General features: G+C 49.4%; 21 protein-coding genes, 2 pseudogenes and 1 other annotated feature. Of the genes and pseudogenes, 7 read left to right on the top strand and 16 right to left on the bottom strand.

Annotation, left to right across the window (positions count from 1 at the left end; translation table 11 throughout):
* The first annotated feature begins 138 nt into the window (after window positions 1-138).
* Genes ACSEMK_RS17740 through ACSEMK_RS17730 form a run of 3 tightly spaced genes read left to right on the top strand, consistent with a single transcriptional unit; the run spans window position 139 to window position 2,707 of the window.
* On the top strand, window positions 139-1,053 hold the full coding sequence (locus ACSEMK_RS17740; RefSeq protein WP_015705115.1) for a LysR family transcriptional regulator: 915 nt from the start codon (window positions 139-141) through the stop codon (window positions 1,051-1,053).
* A 38-nt stretch (window positions 1,054-1,091) separates the two neighbouring features.
* Window positions 1,092-2,357: a D-amino acid dehydrogenase gene (locus ACSEMK_RS17735; protein ID WP_435336620.1), complete on the top strand. Its 1,266-nt coding sequence runs from the start codon at window positions 1,092-1,094 to the stop codon at window positions 2,355-2,357.
* The gene (locus ACSEMK_RS17730) at window positions 2,354-2,707 is read left to right on the top strand and encodes a RidA family protein (protein WP_081044938.1); all 354 of its coding nucleotides are present in this window, start codon (window positions 2,354-2,356) and stop codon (window positions 2,705-2,707) included. Before ACSEMK_RS17735 ends, ACSEMK_RS17730 begins: the two co-directional genes overlap by 4 nt.
* A 57-nt stretch (window positions 2,708-2,764) precedes the next feature.
* Here the strand turns inward: ACSEMK_RS17730 and ihfA are convergent, their stop codons facing one another.
* The 8 genes from ihfA to thrS all read right to left on the bottom strand — a co-directional run bounded on the left by ihfA (window position 2,765) and on the right by thrS (window position 9,931).
* Window positions 2,765-3,064, bottom strand: a complete 300-nt coding sequence (gene ihfA, locus ACSEMK_RS17725) for an integration host factor subunit alpha (protein WP_015367042.1) — start codon at window positions 3,062-3,064, stop codon at window positions 2,765-2,767.
* 4 nt (window positions 3,065-3,068) lie between these two features.
* On the bottom strand, window positions 3,069-5,456 hold the full coding sequence (gene pheT / locus ACSEMK_RS17720; protein WP_430915271.1) for a phenylalanine--tRNA ligase subunit beta: 2,388 nt from the start codon (window positions 5,454-5,456) through the stop codon (window positions 3,069-3,071).
* 15 nt (window positions 5,457-5,471) lie between these two features.
* Window positions 5,472-6,455 (bottom strand): phenylalanine--tRNA ligase subunit alpha, encoded by a 984-nt coding sequence (gene pheS / locus ACSEMK_RS17715; protein WP_015367044.1) that lies wholly within the window; start codon window positions 6,453-6,455, stop codon window positions 5,472-5,474.
* A gap of 63 nt (window positions 6,456-6,518) precedes the next feature.
* Window positions 6,519-6,643, bottom strand: a sequence feature (Phe leader region).
* The gene (gene pheM, locus ACSEMK_RS17710) at window positions 6,594-6,638 is read right to left on the bottom strand and encodes a pheST operon leader peptide PheM (RefSeq protein ID WP_001386830.1); all 45 of its coding nucleotides are present in this window, start codon (window positions 6,636-6,638) and stop codon (window positions 6,594-6,596) included. It overlaps the preceding feature by 45 nt.
* Before the next feature lie 118 nt (window positions 6,644-6,761).
* Window positions 6,762-7,118: a 50S ribosomal protein L20 gene (rplT, locus tag ACSEMK_RS17705; protein ID WP_004102963.1), complete on the bottom strand. Its 357-nt coding sequence runs from the start codon at window positions 7,116-7,118 to the stop codon at window positions 6,762-6,764.
* A gap of 50 nt (window positions 7,119-7,168) precedes the next feature.
* Entirely contained in the window at window positions 7,169-7,366 is a 198-nt protein-coding gene (rpmI, locus tag ACSEMK_RS17700) for a 50S ribosomal protein L35 (protein ID WP_001124225.1), read from the bottom strand.
* 90 nt (window positions 7,367-7,456) lie between these two features.
* Window positions 7,457-7,999 (bottom strand): translation initiation factor IF-3, encoded by a 543-nt coding sequence (gene infC, locus ACSEMK_RS17695; RefSeq protein WP_004189469.1) that lies wholly within the window; start codon window positions 7,997-7,999, stop codon window positions 7,457-7,459.
* Between the two features lie 3 nt (window positions 8,000-8,002).
* Window positions 8,003-9,931, bottom strand: a complete 1,929-nt coding sequence (gene thrS / locus ACSEMK_RS17690) for a threonine--tRNA ligase (protein WP_045397528.1) — start codon at window positions 9,929-9,931, stop codon at window positions 8,003-8,005.
* Between the two features lie 319 nt (window positions 9,932-10,250).
* On the opposite strand from thrS, the gene ACSEMK_RS17685 reads away from it, so the two are divergent.
* A complete protein-coding gene (locus ACSEMK_RS17685) occupies window positions 10,251-10,928 on the top strand; it encodes an SOS response-associated peptidase (RefSeq protein ID WP_430915272.1) in 678 nt (225 codons plus the stop codon).
* A 174-nt stretch (window positions 10,929-11,102) separates the two neighbouring features.
* On the opposite strand, the gene ACSEMK_RS17680 is transcribed toward ACSEMK_RS17685, so the two are convergent.
* Window positions 11,103-11,762, bottom strand: coding sequence for a helix-turn-helix transcriptional regulator (locus ACSEMK_RS17680; protein ID WP_410477030.1), 660 nt, complete (start codon window positions 11,760-11,762; stop codon window positions 11,103-11,105).
* A gap of 111 nt (window positions 11,763-11,873) precedes the next feature.
* On the opposite strand from ACSEMK_RS17680, the gene ACSEMK_RS17675 reads away from it, so the two are divergent.
* Window positions 11,874-13,286 carry an MFS transporter gene (locus tag ACSEMK_RS17675; protein ID WP_316424574.1) on the top strand — a complete coding sequence of 471 codons (1,413 nt, stop codon included), beginning with the start codon at window positions 11,874-11,876 and terminating at the stop codon, window positions 13,284-13,286.
* A gap of 130 nt (window positions 13,287-13,416) precedes the next feature.
* On the opposite strand, the pseudogene ACSEMK_RS17670 reads toward ACSEMK_RS17675, so the two are convergent.
* Window positions 13,417-14,681: pseudogene (locus ACSEMK_RS17670) on the bottom strand (Y-family DNA polymerase).
* A 126-nt stretch (window positions 14,682-14,807) separates the two neighbouring features.
* Between ACSEMK_RS17670 and ACSEMK_RS17665 the strand changes: the two are divergent.
* Window positions 14,808-15,047 (top strand): DinI family protein, encoded by a 240-nt coding sequence (locus ACSEMK_RS17665; RefSeq protein WP_316424573.1) that lies wholly within the window; start codon window positions 14,808-14,810, stop codon window positions 15,045-15,047.
* Window positions 15,048-15,100: 53 nt separating this feature from the next.
* Window positions 15,101-16,717, top strand: coding sequence for a hypothetical protein (locus ACSEMK_RS17660; protein WP_316424572.1), 1,617 nt, complete (start codon window positions 15,101-15,103; stop codon window positions 16,715-16,717).
* A 153-nt stretch (window positions 16,718-16,870) separates the two neighbouring features.
* On the opposite strand, the gene ACSEMK_RS17655 is transcribed toward ACSEMK_RS17660, so the two are convergent.
* The 6 genes and pseudogenes from ACSEMK_RS17655 to ACSEMK_RS17630 all read right to left on the bottom strand — a co-directional run bounded on the left by ACSEMK_RS17655 (window position 16,871) and on the right by ACSEMK_RS17630 (window position 24,666).
* Window positions 16,871-17,503: a hypothetical protein gene (locus ACSEMK_RS17655; protein ID WP_316424571.1), complete on the bottom strand. Its 633-nt coding sequence runs from the start codon at window positions 17,501-17,503 to the stop codon at window positions 16,871-16,873.
* Window positions 17,500-18,729: a putative holin gene (locus tag ACSEMK_RS17650; RefSeq protein WP_410477029.1), complete on the bottom strand. Its 1,230-nt coding sequence runs from the start codon at window positions 18,727-18,729 to the stop codon at window positions 17,500-17,502. The genes ACSEMK_RS17655 and ACSEMK_RS17650 overlap by 4 nt, the downstream gene beginning before the upstream one ends.
* 189 nt (window positions 18,730-18,918) lie before the next feature.
* A complete protein-coding gene (locus tag ACSEMK_RS17645) occupies window positions 18,919-20,409 on the bottom strand; it encodes a hypothetical protein (RefSeq protein WP_316424570.1) in 1,491 nt (496 codons plus the stop codon).
* Window positions 20,410-20,475: 66 nt separating this feature from the next.
* Entirely contained in the window at window positions 20,476-22,131 is a 1,656-nt protein-coding gene (locus ACSEMK_RS17640; protein ID WP_430915274.1) for a hypothetical protein, read from the bottom strand.
* Window positions 22,132-22,317: 186 nt separating this feature from the next.
* Window positions 22,318-23,304: pseudogene (locus ACSEMK_RS17635) on the bottom strand (IS3 family transposase).
* Between the two features lie 603 nt (window positions 23,305-23,907).
* Window positions 23,908-24,666, bottom strand: coding sequence for a DUF481 domain-containing protein (locus ACSEMK_RS17630; protein WP_015705111.1), 759 nt, complete (start codon window positions 24,664-24,666; stop codon window positions 23,908-23,910).
* Window positions 24,667-24,840 lie beyond the last annotated feature (174 nt).

Genomic DNA, 24,840 nt, shown 5'->3' with positions numbered 1-24,840 from the left:
ACGTAAAAGTCCGTCTGAAGACGGTACCAGCAGCACAATATGTAACCGGAGCGCTGATTGGCGATTAAATTTATGTTAATTTAGTGTTAGTAGAAAATGACTTTTTATCGGCAAGCTATAACCCTGAGTTAACTGTTCATGAAACTGCGCCATCTGGAAATCTTCTACGCCGTGATGACTTGCGGCTCTCTTTCACGTGCGGCGGAATCGCTGAATATCTCCCAGCCAGCCGCCAGTAAAGCGTTAAAAAACGCCGAGCTTAAGCTCGGTTTTAAGCTGTTTCAGCGGGTACGGGGCAAGCTGCTGCCAAGTAGCGAAGCGCTCACACTTTTTGAAAAAGCGCAGAGCATTTATCAGGATCTCGATAACCTGCGCCTGCTGGCGGATAATCTGGCCCGCGATCCGCGCGCCAAAATCACCTTAGGCTGTTTACCAAGCCTCGGATTAAGCCTGGTGCCGGAGCTGGTGACCGATTTTTATCAGCAAAACAGTAATCTGGTGATGACCTTAACCACCGAGCATACTGAGACGTTGGTCAAGAAATTGGATCTGCGCGAAATAGATTTAGCGCTGACGCTGCAGCCGGTCCAGCAGGGGGAGATCATCACCACCCTGATTGCCGAAGTGCCGCTGGTCTATATCGACCGCGACTACCGACAAGGCGCGGTGGACATCAAAGAGATCGATCAGCAGCGCTGGATCTCGCCGGGGCCGCATTCGCTCTCTGCCGCCATCGCCACCCGCCGTGATTTTTCCACTACCCGGCTTAATGTGCAGACCTACTACATGGCCACCGAGTTCGTGAAGCGCGGCATCGGCTGCAGTATCACCGATATCTTCTCGGCGCGGCATAATTTGTCGCCGGAGATGATTCACCCGATTACGCCGCCGATGAAAATCAACCTTTGCCTGCTGCGTCGCGCCGATGTTTCACTCAGCCCAATCACGCAGAAATTTGTCGATTTTCTGTGTAAACAGCTGCGCCAACAGCTCAAAGAAATTAACCTGCAGTTATACCCTGACCATAAAAAGTCAATTGCGCCGCTGGGGTAAATGCTTTGACATAACCGCAAGATATTTATCAGCGGTGGATATATCAGGTTATGAAAAAACGCATTGTGATTATCGGCGGCGGCGTGGTGGGGCTGGCCACCGCCTGGGTATTAATTAAGAGCGGACACCAGGTGCAGCTACTGGAGCGCAACGCCGAGCCGGGCAGCGCCACCAGTTTCGCCAACGGCGGGCAATTAAGCTACCGCTACGTGGCGCCGCTTGCCGACCGCGGCGTTCCCCTGCAGGGAATTAAATGGATGGGCAAAGCCGATTCACCGCTGAATATGCGCCTGCAAATGTCTTTCCAGCAGTGGCGCTGGCTGTTGCAGTTTCTGCGCGCCTGCAATAGCCAAAGCAACAAAATTAACGGCGATCATATTTTACGTTTATCACTGCTCAGCCGTCAGGTCATGCAGTCGTGGCTTGATGAAGATAATCTTGCTGATTTTCACTGGCGGCGTAGCGGCAAACTCATCATCCATCGCCGGGAATATGATTTTCATAAAGCGGCAAAAGGGATTAACCCCCAATACCAGCATGCGCTGAGCGCCGAAGCCTGCCTGCAGCTTGAACCGGCGCTGGAACACATCAGCCATTCGCTACAGGGCGGGATTTATTCGCCAGGAGATGAAACGGCAGACTGCCATAAATTCTGTCTCGCGCTGCTCGACAAACTCAATGCCAGCAGCAATTTCAGCCTGCTCACCCACTGCGAGGTGCTGCGGCTCAATAAGCGCGACGGGCGCATCAGTTCACTTGAGACCAGCCGCGGTACGATAACCGGCGATGATTATGTCGTCGCCGCCGGCAACGGCAGCGGCCCGCTGCTGGGTCATCTGGGCGTGCGCGTGCCGCTGTGCGCGCTGAAGGGATACAGCCTGACCCTTCCCTACCCTAACCAATCCGGGATCGCGCCGGATATCAGCGTGACCGACTACGGACACAAAATCGTTTACGCCCGCCTGGGCGATCGGTTACGCATCGCGGCGATGGTGGATATCGGTTACGACGGCGATGAACTACGTGATAGCCGCGTTCAGGCGCTGAAGAAAATCGTCGCTAGCAGCTTTCCCGAACTGCAGGGACTGGATGAGGCTGAAGCCTGGACCGGTATGCGCCCGTCGACGCCCGCGGGCCCACCGATGCTGGGGCGTGCCGGATACCAGAATCTGTGGATGAATCTCGGCCAGGGCAGCCTCGGTTTTACCCTCGCGGCCGGCAGCGCCGTGGTACTGGGAGCGCTCCTCGATGGCGAAGCGCCGGCAATTTCTTTAGATGGTCTGACATGGAAACAATCCGCATGACAATTATTCGTAATAATCCGCAACCCCGACTTTCCGCCAGCGTCGAGTACGGCAACCTGGTGTTTCTCTCCGGACAAACGCCGAAAAGCAGTACTGATGATATTGCGCTGCAAACCCGTGAAGTTCTGGAGAAGATCGACGCCCTGCTGGCTACCGCCGGTAGCGACAAGCAGCACATCCTTTCCGCACAGATCTGGCTTAAAGATATCTCACGCGATTTTGCCGCGTTCAATGAGGTCTGGGTAGCGTGGATGCCGGAAGGTCATAGCCCGGCGCGGGCAGCCGTTCAGGCCGAGATGGCGCGGCCAGATATTCTGGTGGAGATCATGGTCACCGCCGTAAAAGCGTAAGATAAATTAGGTAAGAAAAAAGGCCGCATAGCGGCCTTTTTAATTAGTCAGTCCAGATTATTTCTCTCTGGGTGAAGCGTTTTCGACACGGCTTTTTAACTTCTGTCCGGGTCTGAAGGTCACCACACGCCGGGCTGTAATGGGAATATCTTCCCCCGTTTTCGGGTTACGTCCCGGGCGTTGGTTCTTATCACGCAAATCGAAGTTGCCAAACCCGGAGAGTTTTACCTGTTCTCCGTTTTCCAGAGCACGACGGATCTCTTCGAAAAACAACTCTACCAGTTCTTTGGCATCCCGCTTGCTAAGCCCAAGCTTATCAAACAGATATTCTGACATTTCAGCTTTTGTAAGCGCCATAGGTTCAATCCCTCAATGATGCCTGGAATCGCTCTCTTAATGCCTCTACACATTTGGCAACGGTAGCGGCAATCTCCTCTTCTTCGAGTGTACGGCTGGTATCCTGAAGGATCAGGCTAATCGCAAGGCTCTTAAAGCCTTCCGCCACACCCTTACCACGGTACACGTCAAATAAGTTTACGCCAACTACCTGATTTACGCCAACTTTCTTACATTCGGCCAAAACATCGGCTGCAGGGACGTTTTCCGCGACCAGTACCGCGATATCGCGACGGTTCGCCGGGAAGCGGGAAATTTCGCGCGCCTGAGGCACCACGCGGTCTGCAAGCTTGTTCCACTCAATTTCAAACACCAGAGTGCGGCCGTTGAGATCCAGTTTACGTTCCAGTTCCGGATGAACAACCCCAATGAAACCAATGCGTTCACCTTTCAGATAAATCGCCGCGGATTGTCCCGGATGCAGTGCGGTAGCCGCTTCTGCGCGGAATTCGATATCGGCTAATTTACCGGTCAGGTCAAGAACGGATTCCAGATCGCCTTTCAAATCATAGAAATCGACGGTTTCTTTTGCCAGGTTCCAGTGCTCTTCGTAGCGGTTACCGCTAATCACCCCGGCCAGCATCACATCCTGACGAATGCCCAGCGGCGCCTGCGTATCCGGCACGAAGCGCAGACCGCTCTCAAAGATGCGTACGCGGCTCTGTTGGCGGTTCTGGTTGTAGACGACGGTGCCCAACAGACCGGTCCACAGCGACAGGCGCATCGCCGACATTTCACTGGAGATCGGGCTTGGCAGAATCAGCGCTTCTTCACCGGCATGGATTAGCTGCTGTACTTTCGGGTCAACAAAGCTGTAGGTAATGACTTCCTGATAACCTTTGTCGTTCAGCAGCGTTTTCACGCGCTTCAGCGACAGGTCCGCTTCACGGTGAGTACCCATGATCAGACCCGCCTGTACCGGCTCGTCAGGAATGTTGTTGTAGCCGTAGACACGGGCCACTTCTTCAACCAGGTCTTCTTCGATCTCCATATCGAAACGCCAGCTTGGCGCAACGGCCTGCCACTCGTCCTGACCAACGGTCACTTCGCAACCCAGGCGCTGCAGAATATCGCTCACCTGCGCGTCATCAATATGATGGCCAATCAGGCGATCCAGCTTGCTGCGGCGCAGGGTGATGGTGGCGCGTTTTGGCAGCGTCTCTTCGTTGGTCACATCGATAATCGGACCGGCTTCACCGCCGCACAGGTCGATCAGCAGACAGGTCGCACGCTCCAGCGCTTTATACTGCAGGGCCGGATCGACGCCGCGCTCGTAGCGGTGGGATGCATCGGTGTGCAGGCCATGACGGCGCGCGCGGCCGGTGATAGACAGCGGGCTGAAGAACGCGCATTCCAGCAGCACGTTCTGGGTTTCGTCGTTAACGCCGGAATGTTCGCCGCCGAAGATACCGCCCATCGCCAGCGCTTTATTATGGTCAGCAATGACCAGCGTATCGCTGTCGAGCTTAGCTTCAGAGCCGTCCAGCAGCACCAGCGTTTCGCCCTCTTTCGCCATCCGCACCACGATACCGCCGTCAATACGGTCGCGGTCAAAGGCGTGCATCGGCTGGCCCAGCTCAAGCAGCACGTAGTTGGTCACGTCAACCACCGCATCGATGGAGCGGATACCGCAGCGACGCAGTTTCTCTTTCATCCACAGCGGGGTTGGCGCTTTGACGTTGATGCCTTTCACCACGCGGCCCAGATAGCGCGGGCACGCCTGCGGCGCGTCAACCTGAATCGGCAGCACGTCATCGATGGTGGCGGCAACCGGAGTGATTTCCGGCGCGTTCAGCGGCGCTTTGTTCAGCACAGCGACATCGCGCGCCACGCCGATGATACCCAGGCAGTCGGCGCGGTTTGGCGTAACGCTGATTTCAATGGTGTTATCGTCAAGCTTGAGGTATTCGCGAATATCGGTACCGATCGGCGCATCGGCCGGCAGTTCGATGATACCGCTATGGTCGTCGGAAATACCCAGCTCGGAGAAAGAGCACAGCATCCCTTCCGACGGTTCGCCGCGCAGTTTCGCCGCTTTAATTTTAAAATCGCCCGGCAGTACGGCGCCAATAGTCGCGACGGCCACCTTCAGCCCCTGACGGCAGTTTGGCGCGCCGCAGACGATGTCCAGCAGACGCTCGCCGCCGACATTGACTTTAGTAACGCGCAGTTTGTCAGCATTCGGATGCTGGCCGCACTCGACCACTTCACCGACGACCACGCCGTTGAAGCTACCGGCAACCGGCTCAACGCCGTCAACTTCCAGACCCGCCATGGTAATCTGATCGGACAGCGCTTCGCTGTCGATCGCCGGGTTAACCCATTCGCGTAACCACAGTTCACTGAATTTCATTGTTCTGTCCTGCCCTTATTTAAACTGTTTGAGGAAACGCAGATCGTTTTCGAAAAATGCGCGCAAATCGGTCACGCCATAACGCAGCATGGTCAGACGCTCCATGCCCATGCCGAAGGCGAAGCCGGAGTAAACTTCCGGATCGATGCCGACGTTACGCAGAACGTTCGGGTGCACCATGCCGCAGCCCAGTACTTCCAGCCATTTACCGTTTTTACCCATAACGTCAACTTCTGCAGACGGTTCGGTGAACGGGAAGTAGGACGGACGGAATCGTACCTGCAGATCTTCTTCGAAGAAGTTATTCAGGAAATCGTGCAGGGTACCCTTCAGATTGGTGAAGCTGATGTTCTTATCGACAATCAGACCTTCCATCTGATGGAACATCGGGGTGTGGGTCTGATCGTAATCGTTACGATAGACGCGGCCCGGCGCGATAATACGAATTGGCGGCTGCTGGTTTTCCATGGTGCGGATCTGCACGCCAGAGGTCTGAGTACGCAGCAGACGGGTCGCATCGAACCAGAAGGTATCGTGGTCAGCGCGCGCCGGATGGTGACCCGGAATGTTCAGCGCATCGAAGTTATGATAATCATCTTCGATTTCCGGGCCTGTCGCCACGGTGAAGCCGAGTTCGCCGAAGAAGTTTTCGATACGATCGATGGTGCGGGTAACCGGATGTAAACCGCCGTTTTCGATGCGGCGACCCGGCAGCGAGACGTCGATGGTCTCTGCGGCCAGACGGGCATTGAGCGCGGCGCCTTCCAGTTCAGCCTTACGCGCGTTCAGCGCCTGCTGCACCTGCTCTTTCGCTTCGTTAATGACCGCACCCGCTGCCGGACGCTCTTCCGGCGGCAACTCACGCAGGGTGGTCATTTGCAGGGTCAGATGCCCTTTTTTACCCAGATATTCAACGCGGACGTTGTCCAGCGCGGCAACATCTGATGCCTCGTTAATGGCTGCCTTGGCACTGGCAACCAGCTCTGCGAGATGTGACATGGTTTTCCTCATTATGTCGGTGCAGACACCGGTTTTAGTGAAATAAATATCCCGAATCTATATACGAAAAAAGCCTCCACAGGGGAGGCTTTCTGGCGCTGTTTTCCGTTTCTTCTTTCACGCGCTAGCCTCCTGAGTTCAGGTGCTAAAGTAAAAAAAGAAGCGGAAAATAGCAGCATTCATGCTTGCATTACCTTGTCTGGTAAGAAATGTCAGACCTGTATTGAAAAGCCTGCACGGATAAAAGTCAATGTATTGATAGTGTTGAAACGAAAAGAGGGAGACAAGCTCCCTCTTTCAACTGGCTTATGCCAGAGCTGCTTTCGCTTTTTCGACCAGAGCGGTGAACGCTAATTTGTCGAATACGGCGATGTCAGCCAGGATCTTACGGTCGATTTCAACAGAGGCTTTTTTCAGGCCGTTGATGAATTTGCTGTAAGAAATACCGTTCTGACGTGCTGCTGCGTTGATACGCGCAATCCACAGTTGGCGGAACTGACGCTTTTTCTGACGACGGTCACGATAAGCGTACTGACCAGCTTTGATAACAGCCTGGAAGGCAACGCGGTATACGCGAGAACGCGCACCGTAGTAACCTTTAGCTTGTTTCAAAATTTTCTTGTGACGTGCACGGGCAACTACACCACGTTTTACGCGAGCCATATGTGCTCTCCTGTATCTATTCTAATTAAAAAGTTAAAAGGGTTAACGACTTATGCGTACGGCAGGCACGCGATTACCAGGCCCAGATCGCCTTTGGAAACCATGGCTTTCGGACGCAGGTGACGTTTACGCTTGGTAGCTTTTTTGGTCAGAATGTGACGCAGGTTAGCGTGCTTGTGCTTAAAACCACCTTTACCGGTTTTTTTGAAGCGCTTTGCAGCACCGCGTACGGTCTTAATTTTTGGCATTTTAATAACTTCCACTTCGCATTGTTAATAAACGAAACAAAGGCGAACAAGCCAGTGAGCCGAAGCCCACCGGAATGTTACTTGATGGCCTTACTGTTTCTTCTTCGGAGCGAGCACCATGATCATCTGGCGGCCTTCGATCTTCGTTGGGAAGGATTCGACTACTGCCAGTTCAACCAGATCGTCTTTCACGCGATTAAGCACTTCCATACCGATCTGCTGGTGGGCCATCTCACGACCGCGGAAACGCAGCGTGATCTTGGCCTTATCGCCATCTTCGAGAAAGCGAATCAGGCTGCGGAGTTTTACCTGATAGTCACCTTCATCAGTACCAGGGCGGAATTTAATTTCCTTAACCTGGATAACTTTCTGCTTCTTCTTCTGTTCCTTAGAAGACTTACTCTTTTCATAAAGGAACTTGCCGTAGTCCATGATACGACAAACTGGCGGTTCGGCGTTAGGGCTGATTTCAACTAAATCTACTCCAGCCTCTTCAGCCTTTTCGATAGCTTCTCTCAGACTCACAATACCCAGCTGCTCACCTTCCAGACCAGTTAAGCGAACTTCCTGGGCGCGAATCTCGCCATTAATACGATTCGGACGTGCCGTTTGAACTCGTTTTCCGCCTTTAATACCTTATTCCTCCAGTTGTTGAAGACTGCGGCTGCGAATCTCTTGTTGCAGCTTCTCGATCACTTCATTTACGTCCATGCTGCCGAGGTCTTTACCGCGACGGGTACGCACGGCCACTTTGCCGGCTTCGACTTCTTTGTCGCCACAGACCAACATATACGGGACACGACGTAAAGTGTGCTCGCGGATTTTAAAGCCAATCTTCTCATTTCTCAAGTCCGCTTTTACGCGAATGCCCGCATTTTGTAGTTTACGCGTCAATTCGTTAACGTATTCAGACTGAGAATCAGTAATATTCATGACCACTACCTGCACTGGCGCAAGCCAGGTTGGGAAGAAGCCAGCGAACTCTTCGGTCAGGATGCCGATGAAGCGCTCCAGCGAGCCGAGAATCGCGCGGTGAATCATTACCGGTACCTGACGCTCGTTGTTTTCGCCAACATAAGAGGCGCTTAAACGCTGCGGCAGGGAGAAGTCCAGCTGTACAGTACCGCACTGCCATGCACGATCGAGGCAGTCATACAGGGTAAATTCAATTTTCGGGCCGTAGAACGCCCCTTCGCCCAGTTGATATTCAAATGGGATGTTGTTTTCTTCCAGCGCCACCGCCAGATCCGCTTCCGCGCGATCCCAGGTCTCATCGCTACCGATACGTTTTTCCGGGCGAGTAGACAGCTTGACGACGATTTTCTCGAAGCCAAAGGTGCTGTACATATCATAAACCATACGAATACAGGCGTTCACTTCATCGCGAACCTGATCTTCAGTACAGAAGATATGCGCATCATCCTGAGTAAAGCCGCGAACGCGCATCAGACCATGCAGCGCACCCGACGGCTCATTACGGTGGCAGCTACCGAATTCAGCCATACGCAGCGGCAGATCGCGGTAAGATTTCAACCCCTGGTTGAAGATCTGCACGTGACCCGGGCAGTTCATCGGCTTAATGCAGTATTCACGGTTCTCAGAAGAGGTGGTGAACATCGCATCTTTGTAGTTGTCCCAGTGGCCGGTTTTTTCCCACAGCACACGGTCCATCATGAACGGGCCTTTGACTTCCTGATACTGATACTCTTTCAGCTTCGAGCGAACGAAAGTTTCCAGTTCACGGAAGATGGTCCAGCCGTCATTGTGCCAGAACACCATACCCGGCGCTTCTTCCTGCATATGATACAGGTCTAGCTGTTTCCCGATTTTACGGTGGTCACGCTTAGCGGCTTCTTCCAGACGCTGCAGGTAGGCGTTCAGCGCTTTTTTATCTGCCCACGCGGTACCGTAGATACGCTGCAACATTTTATTGTTGCTGTCGCCACGCCAGTACGCGCCAGCGGTTTTCATCAGTTTGAAGTGATGGCAGAAACGCATATTCGGTACGTGCGGGCCACGGCACATATCGATATATTCTTCGTGATGATACAAGCCTGGCTTGTCATCATGGCCGATGTTTTCGTCAAGAATGGAAACTTTATAGGTTTCGCCGCGCTTCACGAAGGTTTCACGCGCTTCGTGCCAGCTGACTTTCTTCTTGATGACATCATAGTTTTTCTCGGCGAGCTCGTGCATACGTTTTTCGAGCGCGTCGATGTCTTCCTGAGTCAGGGTGTGGTCCAGATCGACATCATAGTAAAAACCGTTGTCGACAACCGGGCCAATGGCCATTTTAGTGTTCGGCCACAGCTGCTTGATCGCATGACCTAACAGGTGCGCACAGGAGTGACGAATGATCTCCAGACCGTCTTCATCTTTTGCGGTGATAATAGAAAGCGTGGAATCATTTTCGATCGGGTCGCAGGCATCAACCAGCTCACCGTTAACACGTCCGGCGATGGTGGCTTTCGCCAGGCCTGGACCGATATCCAGAGCAACATCCATCGGGCTAACTGCGTGGTCGAAATGGCGTTGGCTGCCATCAGGAAGCGTAATTACAGGCATTTTATGTCCTTATTTGCAGTGGTGCCCCACACGAAAGAGCACATACAAAACTAAATAAATTAACTATATCATCAGGTTAGATGGCTTTATTTGCTTCACTCTGCAAACTGTGTACATCAGGATGTACAACTTCCCAAATGTACCTACCTTCGCCTGCTGATAACGAGCCTCAATAGTACACGCCCTTGATAAATTGTAAAAGCGCGGTAACGGCATTAACTGCACACTTTCATTGTGGACTTTATATATGAGTCCTTATTACCTCATTTCAACCCCTCTTCCCTCTTCTATACTTTCAGTCTGACCACTGGAGGTTGATATGTGCGGACGCTTTTCCCAGTCAATGACCCGTGAAGATTATCTTTCCTATCTTGCCGATGAAGCCGATCGTGACATCGCATATGACCCGGAGCCGATTGGTCGATACAACGTCGCGCCCAGTACCAAAGTTTTGCTTCTGAGCGAACGCGACGAACAATTGCATATCGATCCTGTCTTCTGGGGTTATGCGCCAGGATGGAGGGATAAACCACCTCTGATTAACGCACGCGTCGAAACGGCGGCCACCAGCAGAATGTTTAAACCTCTCTGGCAACATGGCCGGGCGATCTGCTTTGCTGATGGTTGGTTCGAATGGAAGAAGGAAGGCGACAAGAAGCAGCCCTACTTCATCCATCGTGCCGATGACCAGCCTATATTCATGGCGGCAATCGGGAGTACACCGTTTGAACGTGGAGATGAAGCCGAAGGTTTTCTGATTGTCACTGCAGCAGCAGATAAAGGACTGGTAGATATTCACGACCGCCGCCCAGTGGTACTGTCACCAGAAGCAGCCAGGGAATGGATGAGACAAGATATAGGAGGGAAAGAGGCCGAAGAAATAGCTGCCGATGGTTCCATGTCAGCTGACCATTTTACTTGGCACCCTGTTTCACGTGCCATTGGTGACGTGAAAAACCAGGGGTCAGAATTAATCAAGGCTATTGAGTTCCCATAAATTGATAACGTCCGCAATGTGCCTTAAGCGGACGTTACCTATGCCAGATTACCTTAATTATCAGGTAGCTGAAAAATCAGACTACCCTGCCACAAGCGATGCTCAATTTATGAAAGGGATAACCGGATTTCATTTTTCAGTACCTTATCAACCGCGCTCAGTCAGTCTGAAGGTTTAATCAGCATGCCCGCTAATAGTATAAGCGCAGCGTCTAGCCCCATTTAAAATATGCTCTGTCCGCTCTACTTTTGCGCCAAGTACTTCTCTGAACAATGTTAATTCAGCACGACAAAACCCCTGACAGGCTGCAGCGGCAGCACAGATTGGGCAGTGATTTTCGATAAAAAGCAAGGTTCCATCCGCCAGCTCTTCATAGTCCGCCATATAACCTTCCTGCGAACGTATTAATGCCAGACGCGCAACCCGTTCTCTGAGGCTGGCCGCCTCCCCCAGTTCCCGTAGATAATTCTCCCTGCTGGTCTGCTCGCGCAGATCAATCAGACGGTCAATCGCCTCCTCGCCAAAGGCGTGACGCACTGTGTCCAGTAGCTGGATTGTCAATGTGGAGTGCGTATCCGGAAAGCGGTTATGCCCCGCCTGAGTCAGTGTCCAGAACTGACTGGGGCGGCCAACCCCTTTGCTCTGAGAGTAGGTTTCCACCAGACCTGCCGAAGCAAGTTTAGCAAGCTGCTGGCGCGCTGCCTCGGCTGTCATGCCTAGTGTTTCCCCCGCTTCCACAGACTGCTGTGGCCCACGCGTTTTAAGCAGATAAAGGAGGCGCTCGGGGGTCGCAGATGCCTTCTCAGCGCTATTTAACAAGCGATTGCTTGACAAATTAATTCACCCCCTCTCAATAATCCAAGTGATATCTTGTTTTATTAATGTAACGGATCCTATTGCAACCAGCAACAGGACATTTGACGCAACGCATGCCGGGAGGCTTATATGTCGTCAGTACAGGAAGGAAGCTGGAATGATTTACTGGGTGGTAGAAACCTGTTTTTCTCTATTGCGCTTTCAGGAGGAGTAGCGCTACATGCGATCAATATTTACATCGCGACCACTGTACTTCCCTCTGTGGTTAATGAAATAGGTGGTCTTGAACTCTATTCATGGAATACGACGCTTTTTGTAGTGGCCTCCATCCTAGGTTCCGCACTGACTTCACGGCTGCTGGCCCTGATGGGAGCGCGCAAAGCCTATTTGGTCGCGGTTATGTTATTTATCGCAGGCAGCATAGTCTGCGCGCTGGCGCAGACTATGCCTGTTATGCTGGCCGGTCGGGCGCTACAGGGCCTCGGCGGTGGTTTTTTGTTTGCGCTCTGCTATGCCATGATTTATGCACTTTTTGACGAAAAGCTCTGGCCTCGCGCGATGGCACTTATCTCTGGTATGTGGGGCGTCGCGACGCTGCTGGGTCCTGCAGCAGGCGGAATATTTGCGGAGATGAATGCCTGGCGCGCTGCGTTTGGCATACTGGTGCCTGTCACGCTGCTCTATATGCTGCTGGTCTGGCTCGTCTTTCCCGCGCACAAGCGTGAAGCCGACCTTCCTGTAAGCAAGCCCCCGCTGATGCAGCTACTGCTGCTGGTCGCTGCAGTCATGGCTGTAAGCACAGGAGGCATGTCACCTGATGTAGCGATCAATGTGGCGGGAATCAGCGTTGCGGTTGTGCTGATTCTGTTACTGATACGTCGGGAATTTACCAGTGAAATTCGCCTGTTGCCGCGTGATGCGCTGCGGTTGAATTCGCCTTTGCTGGCGCTCTACATCACGATGGGGCTGCTGATCATTGGCATGACGAGCGAAACTTTTATTCCCTATTTCTTACAAATCCTGCATGGGCAGACGCCGTTGATCTCTGGATACCTGGCAGCTCTGATGGCCGCAGGCTGGACGGTTTCGGAAATCTGGAGTTCCGGCTGGCAAGGGCGGAACATTAAACGCGCAATCGCTGCTGGCCCGGTATTGGTGTTAGCAGGCATGATGGTACTGGCTCTCAGTACCCCCCGTTCTACCGGAGGAGACTGGATAGTACTCTTCTTAATTGGCCTGGGCCTGACGTTGGTAGGGTTTGGGATCGGGCTGGGCTGGCCGCATTTACTGACGCGTATCCTCCAGTTTGCACCCGCTGACGAACAGGATGCGGCGGCTACGTCAATTACCACCGTCCAGCTGTTTGCCACTGCGCTTGGTTCAACTGTCGCTGGTATGCTGGCGAATGCAGGTGGATTGTCAATGCCCGGAGGGCAGGAAGGCGCATCATCTGCTGCATGGCTGCTGTTTGCAGCGATGGCTGTTGCCCCGTTGCTCTCTCTGCTGAGTGCAAAAAAGGTTATATCTGGACTCAATAAATAAGGCTTCAGCTAAATTGGCGTGCAGCCCTGTAAACTAACAGAGCTGCACTTATCTGACATTGTCAGGTGTTTCGTCCACTCCTCGCTCTAAGCGGACTGTAGTAGCATGACCACTCCCGTTAATAGCCGAATCATCTAACTTTGAGCAGGTCACAGAACCTCGTAGTATAGCGCGGGGATAGCATTTCCCTTTTCATCTGCCAGGTGGCCTGGATCCCCTGTCCAGCAAAATACAGAGTTCCCCTACCGTCCTTTGCGTTGAGTTGGTCGAGAACTTCCATCAGTTTCTCACTGTTCTGCCTTGGCGCATTCTCGTCGAACAGGTTCAACTGCGCGACATCCTGGCTATAGAAATCACCGAGCATGATCCCCGCCTTCTGATACCTGTGCCCGTCGACCCATATCGCATCCAGGCACTTCACCGCGGCATTGATGATATCCCTACTATCTTGCGTGGGCGTCAGTAACTTAATGGACCCGCTGTTGCCGTAGTATTTTTCCTTCAGCGCGAAGGGAGATGTCTTCACAAAGGCGGAGTTATAACGACAATACTGATGCTCACCACGAAGTTTCTCTGCGCCTCTGGCCGCATATGAACAGATAGCCTGGCGCATTTGTTCATAGGTGGTAATGCGCTCCCCGAACGACCGGCTGCAGACAATTTCCTGTTTCACTGACGCAAACTCTTCCAGTTCAAGACACGGCTCGCCGCGAAGCTCCCGGACAGTTCTCTCAAGCACCACGTTGAAGTGTTTGCGGATAAAGCGGATATCCGTATCAGCTAGCTGCAGGACGGTTTTTATCACCATAGCCTCAAGCTTTTTGCTGATACGGCGGCCAACACCCCAAACCTCATCCACCGGAAGCAACGCCATCAGTTTGCGCTGTCTTTCCACATTCGACAGGTCGACAACTCCGCCAGTAGCTTTCCATGTTTTCGCCGCAGGATTGGCGAGTTTTGCCAGCGTCTTTGTTTGTGCGATCCCTACCCTGACCGGGAGCCTGGTATTGCGGTAAACGGTATCTTTCAGCTCATGCCCGAACTCTTCCAGCACACGGCAATTACGTATACCAGTGAGATCGCAAAAGGTCACGTCGATGCTGTAGATTTCAACTCTGGGGCACATTTCCTCAAGTATCGTCATGACCCGGTTGCTCATATCCGCGTAGAGTTCATAGTTCGAACTGAAGCAAACCACGCCATGCCGGCGGAACTGGTCTTTGCATTTGAAGTACGGGTCCCCATCTTGATGCCAAGCTTCTTGGCTTGAGCAGAACGCGCTATCACGCACCCATCGTTTTTGGACAATACAACAACCGGCTTACCTCGCAGATCCGGCCTGAAAATGGTTTCGCAGCTCGCATAGAAGCTGTTCACATCAACTAGAGCAAACATCACATCACCGGACAGTCATCAAAGCCAGCTTTACTGATGATATAAATCCCATTATGAACTCCCCTTGATACTGTTTATTTGTACAGTATAATTACTGTATTCGAACCCAGTAAAGAGGTATTAAAGATGTTTGTGGAGCTCGTTTATGACAAGCGCAATGTCCAGGGGTTGCCGGGCGCTCAACAAATCATACTGGCTGAACTGACTAAGCGAGTACATCGAGTTTTCCCTGATGCAGAGGTGAAGGTTAAGCCAATGCAGACAAACGCGTTAAACAGTGACTGCACAAAAACGGAGAAAGAGCGACTGAATCGCATGCTTGAAGAGATGTTTGAAGAATCTGACATGTGGTTAGTTGAGGAGTGATCCTATGCAAACCGCACCTAATGCAATATTTATTAAAATCTGAGGGTTAGATAATGAATGAAGGTATTTCAGACAATTTAAATGCTGACTCGATCATCTACGACGACATTACAGGAGCTGAGGTTTTCCTCGGCGATTTCCTTCGCGAAGGATACATTCGGGTAAAGTCTCGTGATGAATTGGTAGCTGCTGTAAATTACGTCAATACAAACATTAAAAAAGCAACTGAGATTCGTCTTTCAAAAGCATTCGAGCCATGGATTGCCCCCCAAACTGATATTGACCTTGCGTGGGTCTCTTTGGTTGGTGAGGGTGGTGTTTGTACAATCGATGCCACAAGCATTCCTGATGTTGATGGTAATTACTGGCTACGTCTGTATAACTCCGGCGCATCCAGTATTAACAATATTGGAAACATTTACACGGATAAAATACGTGATATTTTTTGTCTTGGCCCAGGGGCTACCAGTAATGTTGATGCAATAATTTACCATAATCCCACACGTGCCATAGCATCTTTCACAACCAGAAGTCTTGGTACTATGGGATTCAGAACTGGCGATTCATACCGTCAAAATGCATATATTATAAAACACTGGGGAAGGAGTATTACCCGCTGTACCAATCATATATGGATGCCATCTGGTTACTCAAACTACGGCGAAGCAATAGAATATCACGCATCGACCATTTCAACTTCAAGTGGCACAGGTATACGCAATGACAATGCTGATGGTGCGATACGAGTGTATGGTGGATCACTGGATTATATGGGGAGGATCATAGTTGTTACCGCTGGCCGTGTTGAAACATATGGAACATACATTGAATTCAACAACAACTCGAACAAATTGAATGGAATTCCTTTTGAAACCTCTGGTGCAGAAACAGCGAAAATTTCACTAATGGGAGGCGGGATAAGAGGCTATATTACTCCACTGCCAGATGAGGTTACCACAATATTTAAATGTGGCGATAATACGAATGGAATTGGTTTATCAAATATGGAATTGATGAACATAGTGCTACCAACAGGATTTACTAATATAAACAGTGGTAAAGGGAAATTCCAGACCACTGGTATAGATATTATTTCTGGCGGCGGAAACCCTCGGGTCCCACTTCTCAAATCGGATACACACAATTTAATATCAGACCCTGAATTAACCCAAACAGAGGTTGTAGACTGGTATATTTCATCTGATACAGGAGCATTAACCAGTCGGACATCAGGTGAAAACACCAAACTATCAAAGGATACATCCAACTTTAGAACAAATGGCACAGCATCCTTGAAAATAAGCAAAGCCCTTGGAGTCGGTACTTCTTCGGAAATACAAATAAACGCCCCAATATCAGCAAACATGCTAACTATGTATACTATGTTTATTCAGGGAGTCAATCTCACAGGAAACATTAACATTAGCGCTTATTATTGCAGAACAATATATAACAACCAAATTGGAATTCCAATAGCATCAAGAGTTTTAAAGGTCGGGCCAACACGAATCATTGATTCTTCCACTATATCTGAATGGATACCGGTTACCCAACAGAGTGCCAGAAATTACACCCCTGAATGGGCGACTGAACTTATTGTCAAAATCTCATTAAACAATATGTCATCAGGTAACCTGTATGTTGCTGATGCAAAAATCACTGAGCTTTAGAAATTAGTGCGTATCATCTTACAAAACAGCCCGATAGCCTTTGCATAAGGATACCGGGTTTTTTACATACAAGAACTCACTAAAAACGCTTAGTTCACAACCCCCCCTCGCATTGCCATGATACTTTTCAGTTTGTCACGCACTTCTGTCTGCTCAGCATCGGTCAACACGCGATTGTAGACAGCGAAGATTCCCTAAACCAGGAAGTCCCATATTCTGTTCCGGGCTCTGACCACCATTCAGTATCAGTGGCAGTGTCGATTTCTTTCGCACTGAGATTGCAGAAGAACGTTTTTCTCCACTTGCGCGGGTGATAGACGCTTCTGTATTTGATACCGCTACGGTGAAGCGCGTCCATCCACCTACTGCGCCACCGTGGCTCACCTGAACAGTTGACTCAACACTATTCCCCGTAGCCACCTGTAAAATGAGCGTGCGCGCGGCTTCAATTCGCAGCTGCAGACCACCAAACGGGGCGATACCGGGAAATAAGTTGGAGAACAGACGGCCCGACACGGTGGGCTGATTCATATTGATACACAGCGCAAACGTCATTTCATCGGATTCAATGATCCCCGTATTAGCACCGTGCGCACTTTCTGCGACGGTACGCATCCCCAGCTCAGTAAACTCATTGCCAGTAACCAGATCATACCCGTTGCCGCTTGAATCATACTGGTCCTGCATACCGTAAGTCGCAATACTGGAGCTCTCGTTAAGAATCATTTCAGGTTCGGCCAGTTCCAGATCGTCGGCATTTACCACGCCATCACATACAAGAATCATACTTCCTCCAGTTTTAATAATCCCATCTGGCCCACGCTGGTAGTGGCTCCATTCGCGACAATGGTCAATTTCATTTCGGTCATCCCCGCCGGGATCACCACGTCATAACTGAACGTCCTGAATCCTTCCGTCGACTGGTTCGAGGGGCGAATTCCGGCAATATTGGCTCCGTTGGCTTCGAGGAAGCAGGCAGTTGCTGCGTTTTCATCCACATCAAATTTCACTCTGAAACTGAATTTCCGGCGCTCACCCGGCGTAACCGGGATAGTCTGTGACACGCGCGCGCTGGTATTCCCGGCGCCTGTCACCACCAGCACGTTACCAACGACATCAGGATCAGTGGTTAATGACACGGTTCCGCTTTCAACAACCCATCCTGACGGTAGACCATTCACGGTATCGAGAAAGAGTGGGTTGATAATGGCATTCGGTCCTCCTGACGTGACCGGGTTGGAGATGGCCATCTGCGGATAAACCGGCATCATGAAAGGTGCCAGCGCTTCCGCCAGTGCTTTACCCATATGAAAAGCACCGAGTGGCGCAGGGTGTGATGGATCAGGTGAGCCATCCTGAAGTTTGCCGTTATAGCCCGCCTTCCAGCCGTCGGTTTCAGGATCAACAGTGACTGACCGCATATCAACGAACGGAAATCCCTGCTCTATTGCATACGCGCGCGTAAAAGCGTTTATCGCGTTTTCTCTGTCTTTCACCGCCGGATCGCTGTTGTTCTGCGCCGCCATGCTACACACCACTGGGATAATGCCATTCTTGCGAAATTGGGTGAGGATGTACCGAATATTGCTGGTGACTGTTGCAATGGTGAATTTAAAGTTCCCGGCACTATCTTTCTGAATGACATCGTTACGACCACCCAGGAAGGTAATGAATCTGGGCTTTGCTTCAATGGCTGGCTGTAAGTGGACGCGGATCAAAGCCGATGCCACCACCGCTCCGAGCGCGTCTAGCGGTCGGTCTGTATAGCCTGTCCAGGTAGTAAATTTTGAACCTAATAATCCGGCAGCCAGAACACCTACAATAAACGACGTCATGAAGTAGGCTATTTGCCTTCCTCGTGTCAGGTTTGCGGTCGTTGCCACATAAAACACCGCGCCGCCAAAAGCTCCAAACACCACACCAAAATCGCTATGAGTGATAACGCCAAATACGACAGAACCAATTAAACCGCCGCCAAAAATCAGGCCGGTACCAGTTAAAGGATCGGACATTAAGCTCCCTCTTATTGCTGTGAGTCCTCTCAGAATTGAGGGGAAAAGAGAAAAGGCCACGGAAATTTTGGCCTAAAGCGTATTCTCCGCGAAACAAGTAGCAAGTAGGTACTCTGCGATAGAATGAATGTAGAGCGAGTTACAATCCAGGATATTTTCAAATCTGAAACAACAAATTTAATTAAGTAGTCAAATATCAGTTAGCGTAACTTTTTTCCACTTATTTTCTGATACACAAATGTATAACTCACTAGCATCCGGAGATATCTTCATTTGGCCAATCACTCCGGAATCGCTGGTAGAAACCGTACCAGAACTAATTGTAGAAACAGGTTCATTAGCAACAACCACCCTACCAGAAAAATATCCATCCCTGAACTGTGTAGTTTCACTCCCGATATCTACGGACGCATCTTTCTTTGGTCTAAAAGAAGAGACTGTAAATACAAACCCATCACCATCCGATGATTTTGAAGAGCTTAAATTCAGATTATAGCTTGCAGAAACTGTTGTAAGCCTAGTTCCATCATGTTCAAACCAAAATGTAGGAGAGAAATCTGTCAATCCTTTATTATAAGCAACCCCCCCAAAGAAAAATGCATTACCTGATAAATTATATGTGGCAAACCCTAAAGATTCAATATTTGAAGCCTTTATGTTAAATATTGACGGAAAAATTCCGTTATTATTTTTATCCGCAAAGTTAGTTGTAAATGGGAAAAACCTAGAGTTATCAGGCAATCTATTTGCAGCATTAGTCATCGGTGTATTTTGCAAAGATGTAATATTTGCAAAAACAAAGCGCCCTCCAGTGGTGGTAGATTCCGCCGGGCAATCAAATGACACTGGGCTTATAGAATTAAAATTACCGTGAAAATCCCACCGACTATTAGCATCAGCTCTCAACACAAGAGGTAACTCAGCAGTAAACTTCCCACCAATGTAGTCCGTATTGCAGTTAATCAAATCAATCGCAGTACATTCCTCACCGCCAAAAAACTGCATTTGCCAATATTGATTATACAAATAACAACTTCCAGAAACCCCGTTGACTTGTATACCTACGCCACCTTTTGGCATGACCTGATTCTGAATGTTATCAAAGTTGTTCCCATGAAAACTTGGATCACCACCATTACGATAAAACTGAATATTCACATTATTTTTTAACAATCGCCCATTTTTGAAATAATTGAATTCTGTAAATCCCCCCACGCCCCCTGAGTTACTTAGTCTAATGCCGACAAAAAGATTTGATAATATAAACTCATCTATATGCGCAAAGCATACGTTATTTAAAAGTAAACCAATGCCTTTATTTTTACTATCGTCGTGGGCCGTTATATTAATGTTAGACACTGCTTTTGATGTATGTGAACCTGGTGCACCCCGTAATGATATGCATACATCATCTATATTTGATGCTTTAAACACCAATTGACTCTTACTCCAGTTAGCTCCACGCAACCTAATACCTTCCCTTGCGGAGCTGTTGATACCACCTAGGTTAATTTCTTTTGTAACCAGGTAGTTTCCAGCTGGAACATAGACCTCCTGATATCCAGCAGCAATGGCCGCCGAAATAGCATCAATGAAAGCCTGAGTATCGTCTGTTCCTTGCTTGGTAGAAAAATTATAATCAGCTTTAGCACCAAACTGCTGTGGGGTTATCAATGTCATGGTTGTTATCTCATAAAATTAAAAATCGACTGATTTAAGACATATAATTTTCATAAAGAATTAACCTTAAACATAGAGCAATGGTTTGAATACAGCACCATTATCTTGAATGTTAATATACTCGACACAATCCCCGGGGGATATTGCACCCAGTAGCTGTGTTCTTTCACCTGCCGGATAATTTCCAAAAGTCGGAACAGCCCACGCTAAAACACCACTGAAACGACAGTTTCTGGAAACAAAAGCCTTATCGCCAGAGTAGCTAAAACTCCCACCTTTCACTCCGTCCAAGGTTACGTAAGCGCGACTAGCTAAACTCACACTCTGAATGTACCCACCTTCGACAATCAACCTCTGTTGGTAAAATCCTGACAGTTTTCCCAATACAAGACAATCTCGAAGCTTAGTTGGTTGATTTGCCTCTGTAGAACCAGTCTGCATCACATCCTTTTTGAAGGTACAAGAATCGAATAGCACCCCACTTACCCCTGTCCTGGTATTATTATAATCATTATTAATAATGCTTTTCATCAACAGAACAGATGTCGTTCCATAGGCAGGGAGGAAAGTATCTATTTCGCAATTATCTACACTACCAACGCCTAGTGTTAGCAATCCGTCCGAGGATGAACTTACAAATCGGCATGACGTATATTTATATGGATATGCCAAATTATAATATTTATAAAAAATACTGTTATCCACGGTCGAATGATTACCATACATCGATGACACTACACAATTAACCAAACTAAAGGCAGCAATTTTACTTGCATAAAGATTCAACCTTACGGATGGTATTTCTGTAACCGTACCAATATCCGAAGATGATGTTGCGTCTATGATACACTGATAAACAGCTGAGTTACTTAATAAAAAATAGCTATTCTCATAATTTAACCTGGAAGGCAATCCAGTTGTGCCGTCATCTGTTGTCAATATGTACATTCTCTCAGCATGTACAGTATGAATCTCTGAACGAATAACGTTTAGATAAATCTGTTTATGATAAGCCTGCTCACACTGAATGCGCCCTATGTGCAGGCAATTTGAGGTATCACCAAAAGGAGCAATAGACAGAGCATAGTTTGCAACATTCCCACAAAGCTCTACAGAAATGGACCCGAATGTACTATCCCAAACTGCACCGGCGTATAAACCCGAACCATTGAAATTAGTAATCCTGATGGAGTCAAATGTTAACAAATGCCCTTTAATAAAGACACCATTTAATTCTACCCCTCTCCCATCAGCTATCACTGCAAACAACCCAATAACACAGGCACTCACACAGCGTGAATCTGAAAATACAGTATCAGGGTTTCCAAATGTAATTACGTATTTTGCGGAATGCTTACATGTGAATTTTGATGGATCAAGTAAAAAACGCCCAGTCCAATCAGTTATAATGGATTTTACATTTGTAAAATCTATAGTTTCAATTATTCTCCAGGGTCCCCCTGTTAAATCGAGCCTAAGCCCGAGATTAACAGCCGCGTCAACTGCCGCTAAAACCGCCTTTGTATTATCTGTATTCGGACTATTCCCTATACCACCAAACATCAAAGGAGACACATAATTATTGTCACCCGCTGCAATAGAAGTAAACGCACCTTGCATACTTAATGTACCATCATTGCTATGCAATCCAGTGTTTAAGTTATCAGATTTTATTTCACCTGGCGTAGGAATAACATTACCACTAGTAATTTCTGGCATCATTCATCTCCACATAAAAAATTTCATCATATGAATAAAACTTTTACTACGCGTTAGCCACTATTACATCATCATATATTTTACTACAGGCTTTTCTGATATAAGCAGTTTTGGGGTGTTTTTCCAGTTAAATCTTATTCCAAAACTAGTAGGGTGGAGTGACCACGCTCCGGTAGACTGTTTCTGTCCTCACGGCGAGGCCTTTTCGAAGGCCTCCGGGATGACGCCACCAAGATGGCTGTGGCGTCGGTTACGGTTGTAGAACACTTCAATGTAATCGAAGATATCCGCCCGGGCCATGTCCCGGGTTTTATATATCCGCTTCCTGATGCGCTCTTTTTTGAGTGAACTGAAGAACGATTCTGCCACTGCATTATCCCAGCAGTTTCCGCGACGGCTCATGCTTGGCGCCAGATTGTTGGCCCGGCAGAACCGCTGCCAGTCATCACTGCCATACTGGCTACCCTGATCGCTGTGCACAATAACGTTTTCTGAAGGCTTACGCCGCCAGACAGCCATCAACTACGCATCCAGTGCCAGCTCGCGCGATAGTGTTGGTTTCATCGACCAGCCCGGGCGAAGAGATCGATAACCACTGCCAGATACAGCCAGCCCTGCCAGGTGCGGATATTGGTAATATCTGTTACCCAGACCTGATTGGGCTTCACTACAGTAAATTCACGCTGTACGCGGTTAGGCGCTACCAATGACGGTCGTCCCCGGGTCCCGCGTGGCACTTTATAACCATGTATGGCCTGTATCCTGTTTTTCCTCATGAGGCAGATACAGGGTTATGGAGCCAGACATAAAATCCGGCACGGGCAACCTTGAGAACCCGACACATTGTAACGATCGACCAGATTTCAAGGTGATCGTTGATAAAGCGGTACTTCAGTCGGGCTCCCTTGCAAAGTACCGCGCCGCCTTTTTCAGAATATCCCGTTCTTCCTCAGTGCGTTTAAGCTGCGCTTTCAGCCTGAGAATTTCTGTTCTGGCATCCAGTAAGTCCTGTGTCTGTTGCCCATTGTTGTCAGGCTTAACAGCGCGGAGCCATTTATAAAGACTGTGCGCCGAAACGCCGAGTCGTTCAGATACTTCAGCGATGGAATAGCCCCGCTCGGTGATTTGGCGGACAACCTCTTCCTTAAATTCAGGGGTAAAACGTGGTGTGCCCATAGACTCCTCCTATGCTCAAACTATAGGGCAGATTTGTCTACGGGCTCGGGGGCACATCGATGTGTACACAATTTCCGTGGCACAAAGTGGAATAAAGTAAAACGGAGTGAAACACCCGCAAGCGGATTAGTCAATGATGGCGAGGGTTTAAAGGGAGATGGCGAAACAGAGGTGAACAGGATGAAACAGTGTTAGTGACCTACACGAAAGAGCACATACAAAACAATATAATCATAATTATCAACGAGTTGTGGCTCAGCTCCCGCTTCACTCTGCGAAAATATGAGTACGCCCATCTATCTATTGAACCGCCCTCACCTGCAGCCGCTCGTTGATAACACCGAGGGTTAGTGTACACATCATTAGTGCGCGATTAAAGACGTAATAACTAAATGGTTATTCTTCTTTTAAATAGCAAGGGGCGCTGACAATTTATCGTGGCAATTCCCGCTCATACCACGCGGTTAATTAATCGATAAATTACCTGCATACATAAATAAATCCCCCCACCGCTAAAAAATGAATGAAAAAATCATCCGTTATAGTGAGTATTCATACCCGGCAGGAAATAACAGGAATCAGGCCGGTTGCCCGGCCTGTAAATTACATTTTATAACCGAGCGACAAGGTGGTGCGGCGGTCGGTATGTTCAGGCGCCGAGGCCGGCGGCTGCGAGTTCCACGTCAGGTTATAGGCGACGCGTAGCGCAAAGTGGGCGTTGATGGCCACGTTTAATGCGCTTTCCGAATTCAGCGTCGTGTCTTCAGCCCCGAATACCGAAACACCTTGTGTAAATTTAGCGTTGTCGGTCATCTGCCACGCCCAGGTTCCGGACGCATACCCCAGCGGCTGAGTTTCGTTATCGCCATCGGTATATTCGTCATAGCGCACGCCCGGACCAAATTCAAAACGCAGGCTGTGAACCGGGCCGTTAAGGATCTGGCGACCATAACCGGCGGTCAGTACGTCGCGCTGTTGATAACCGTTGTAGCGGTCGGTCAGCCAGCTGGCCTGACCAAATACGTAGTTCATATCGGTCAGGTTATAACGACTACGACCGCCCACGGCATATTTTTCCGAAGAGCGTTGATCGTTAGAGGACGTGTTGCTCGCATTGCCCCACAGTGACCAGGCCGTCGTGTCGCCGTACCAGGTCAGCGTGGAGTCAGCGGTCATTGATGAGCTTTTCGTATTGCCGGACTGAGCGAGATAACCCGCATTCACAGCACCTTCGAAAGGTTTTTTGGCAGTGGAAGGGTCATCCATGACGGTAAAAACGGAATCATCGGCCAGTGCGTTTACAGACGCAAAAAGCCCCCCCGCCAGCAATGCCGCTGCGGGTACTGTCTTCAAAAGCTTCATTATAACTCTCTAAAATACATATCTTCAGGACAGTACAAATGATGAATGGACCAGAGATCCCTTCATTGAATTTAGAGTCCGTACAACATTTAAGGAGACCCGACAGGTCCCGGAAACTTTCGCGAGGCGCGCTGAATGCGAGTCCTAAGAAAGGCGCTTGATTATAAAAAGGCA

The organism is Klebsiella sp. K-3 (assembly GCF_051207495.1).
In the GTDB taxonomy this organism is placed as follows: Bacteria; Pseudomonadota; Gammaproteobacteria; order Enterobacterales; family Enterobacteriaceae; genus Klebsiella; species Klebsiella aerogenes.
This window is presented reverse-complemented; position numbering and strand designations above follow the sequence as displayed.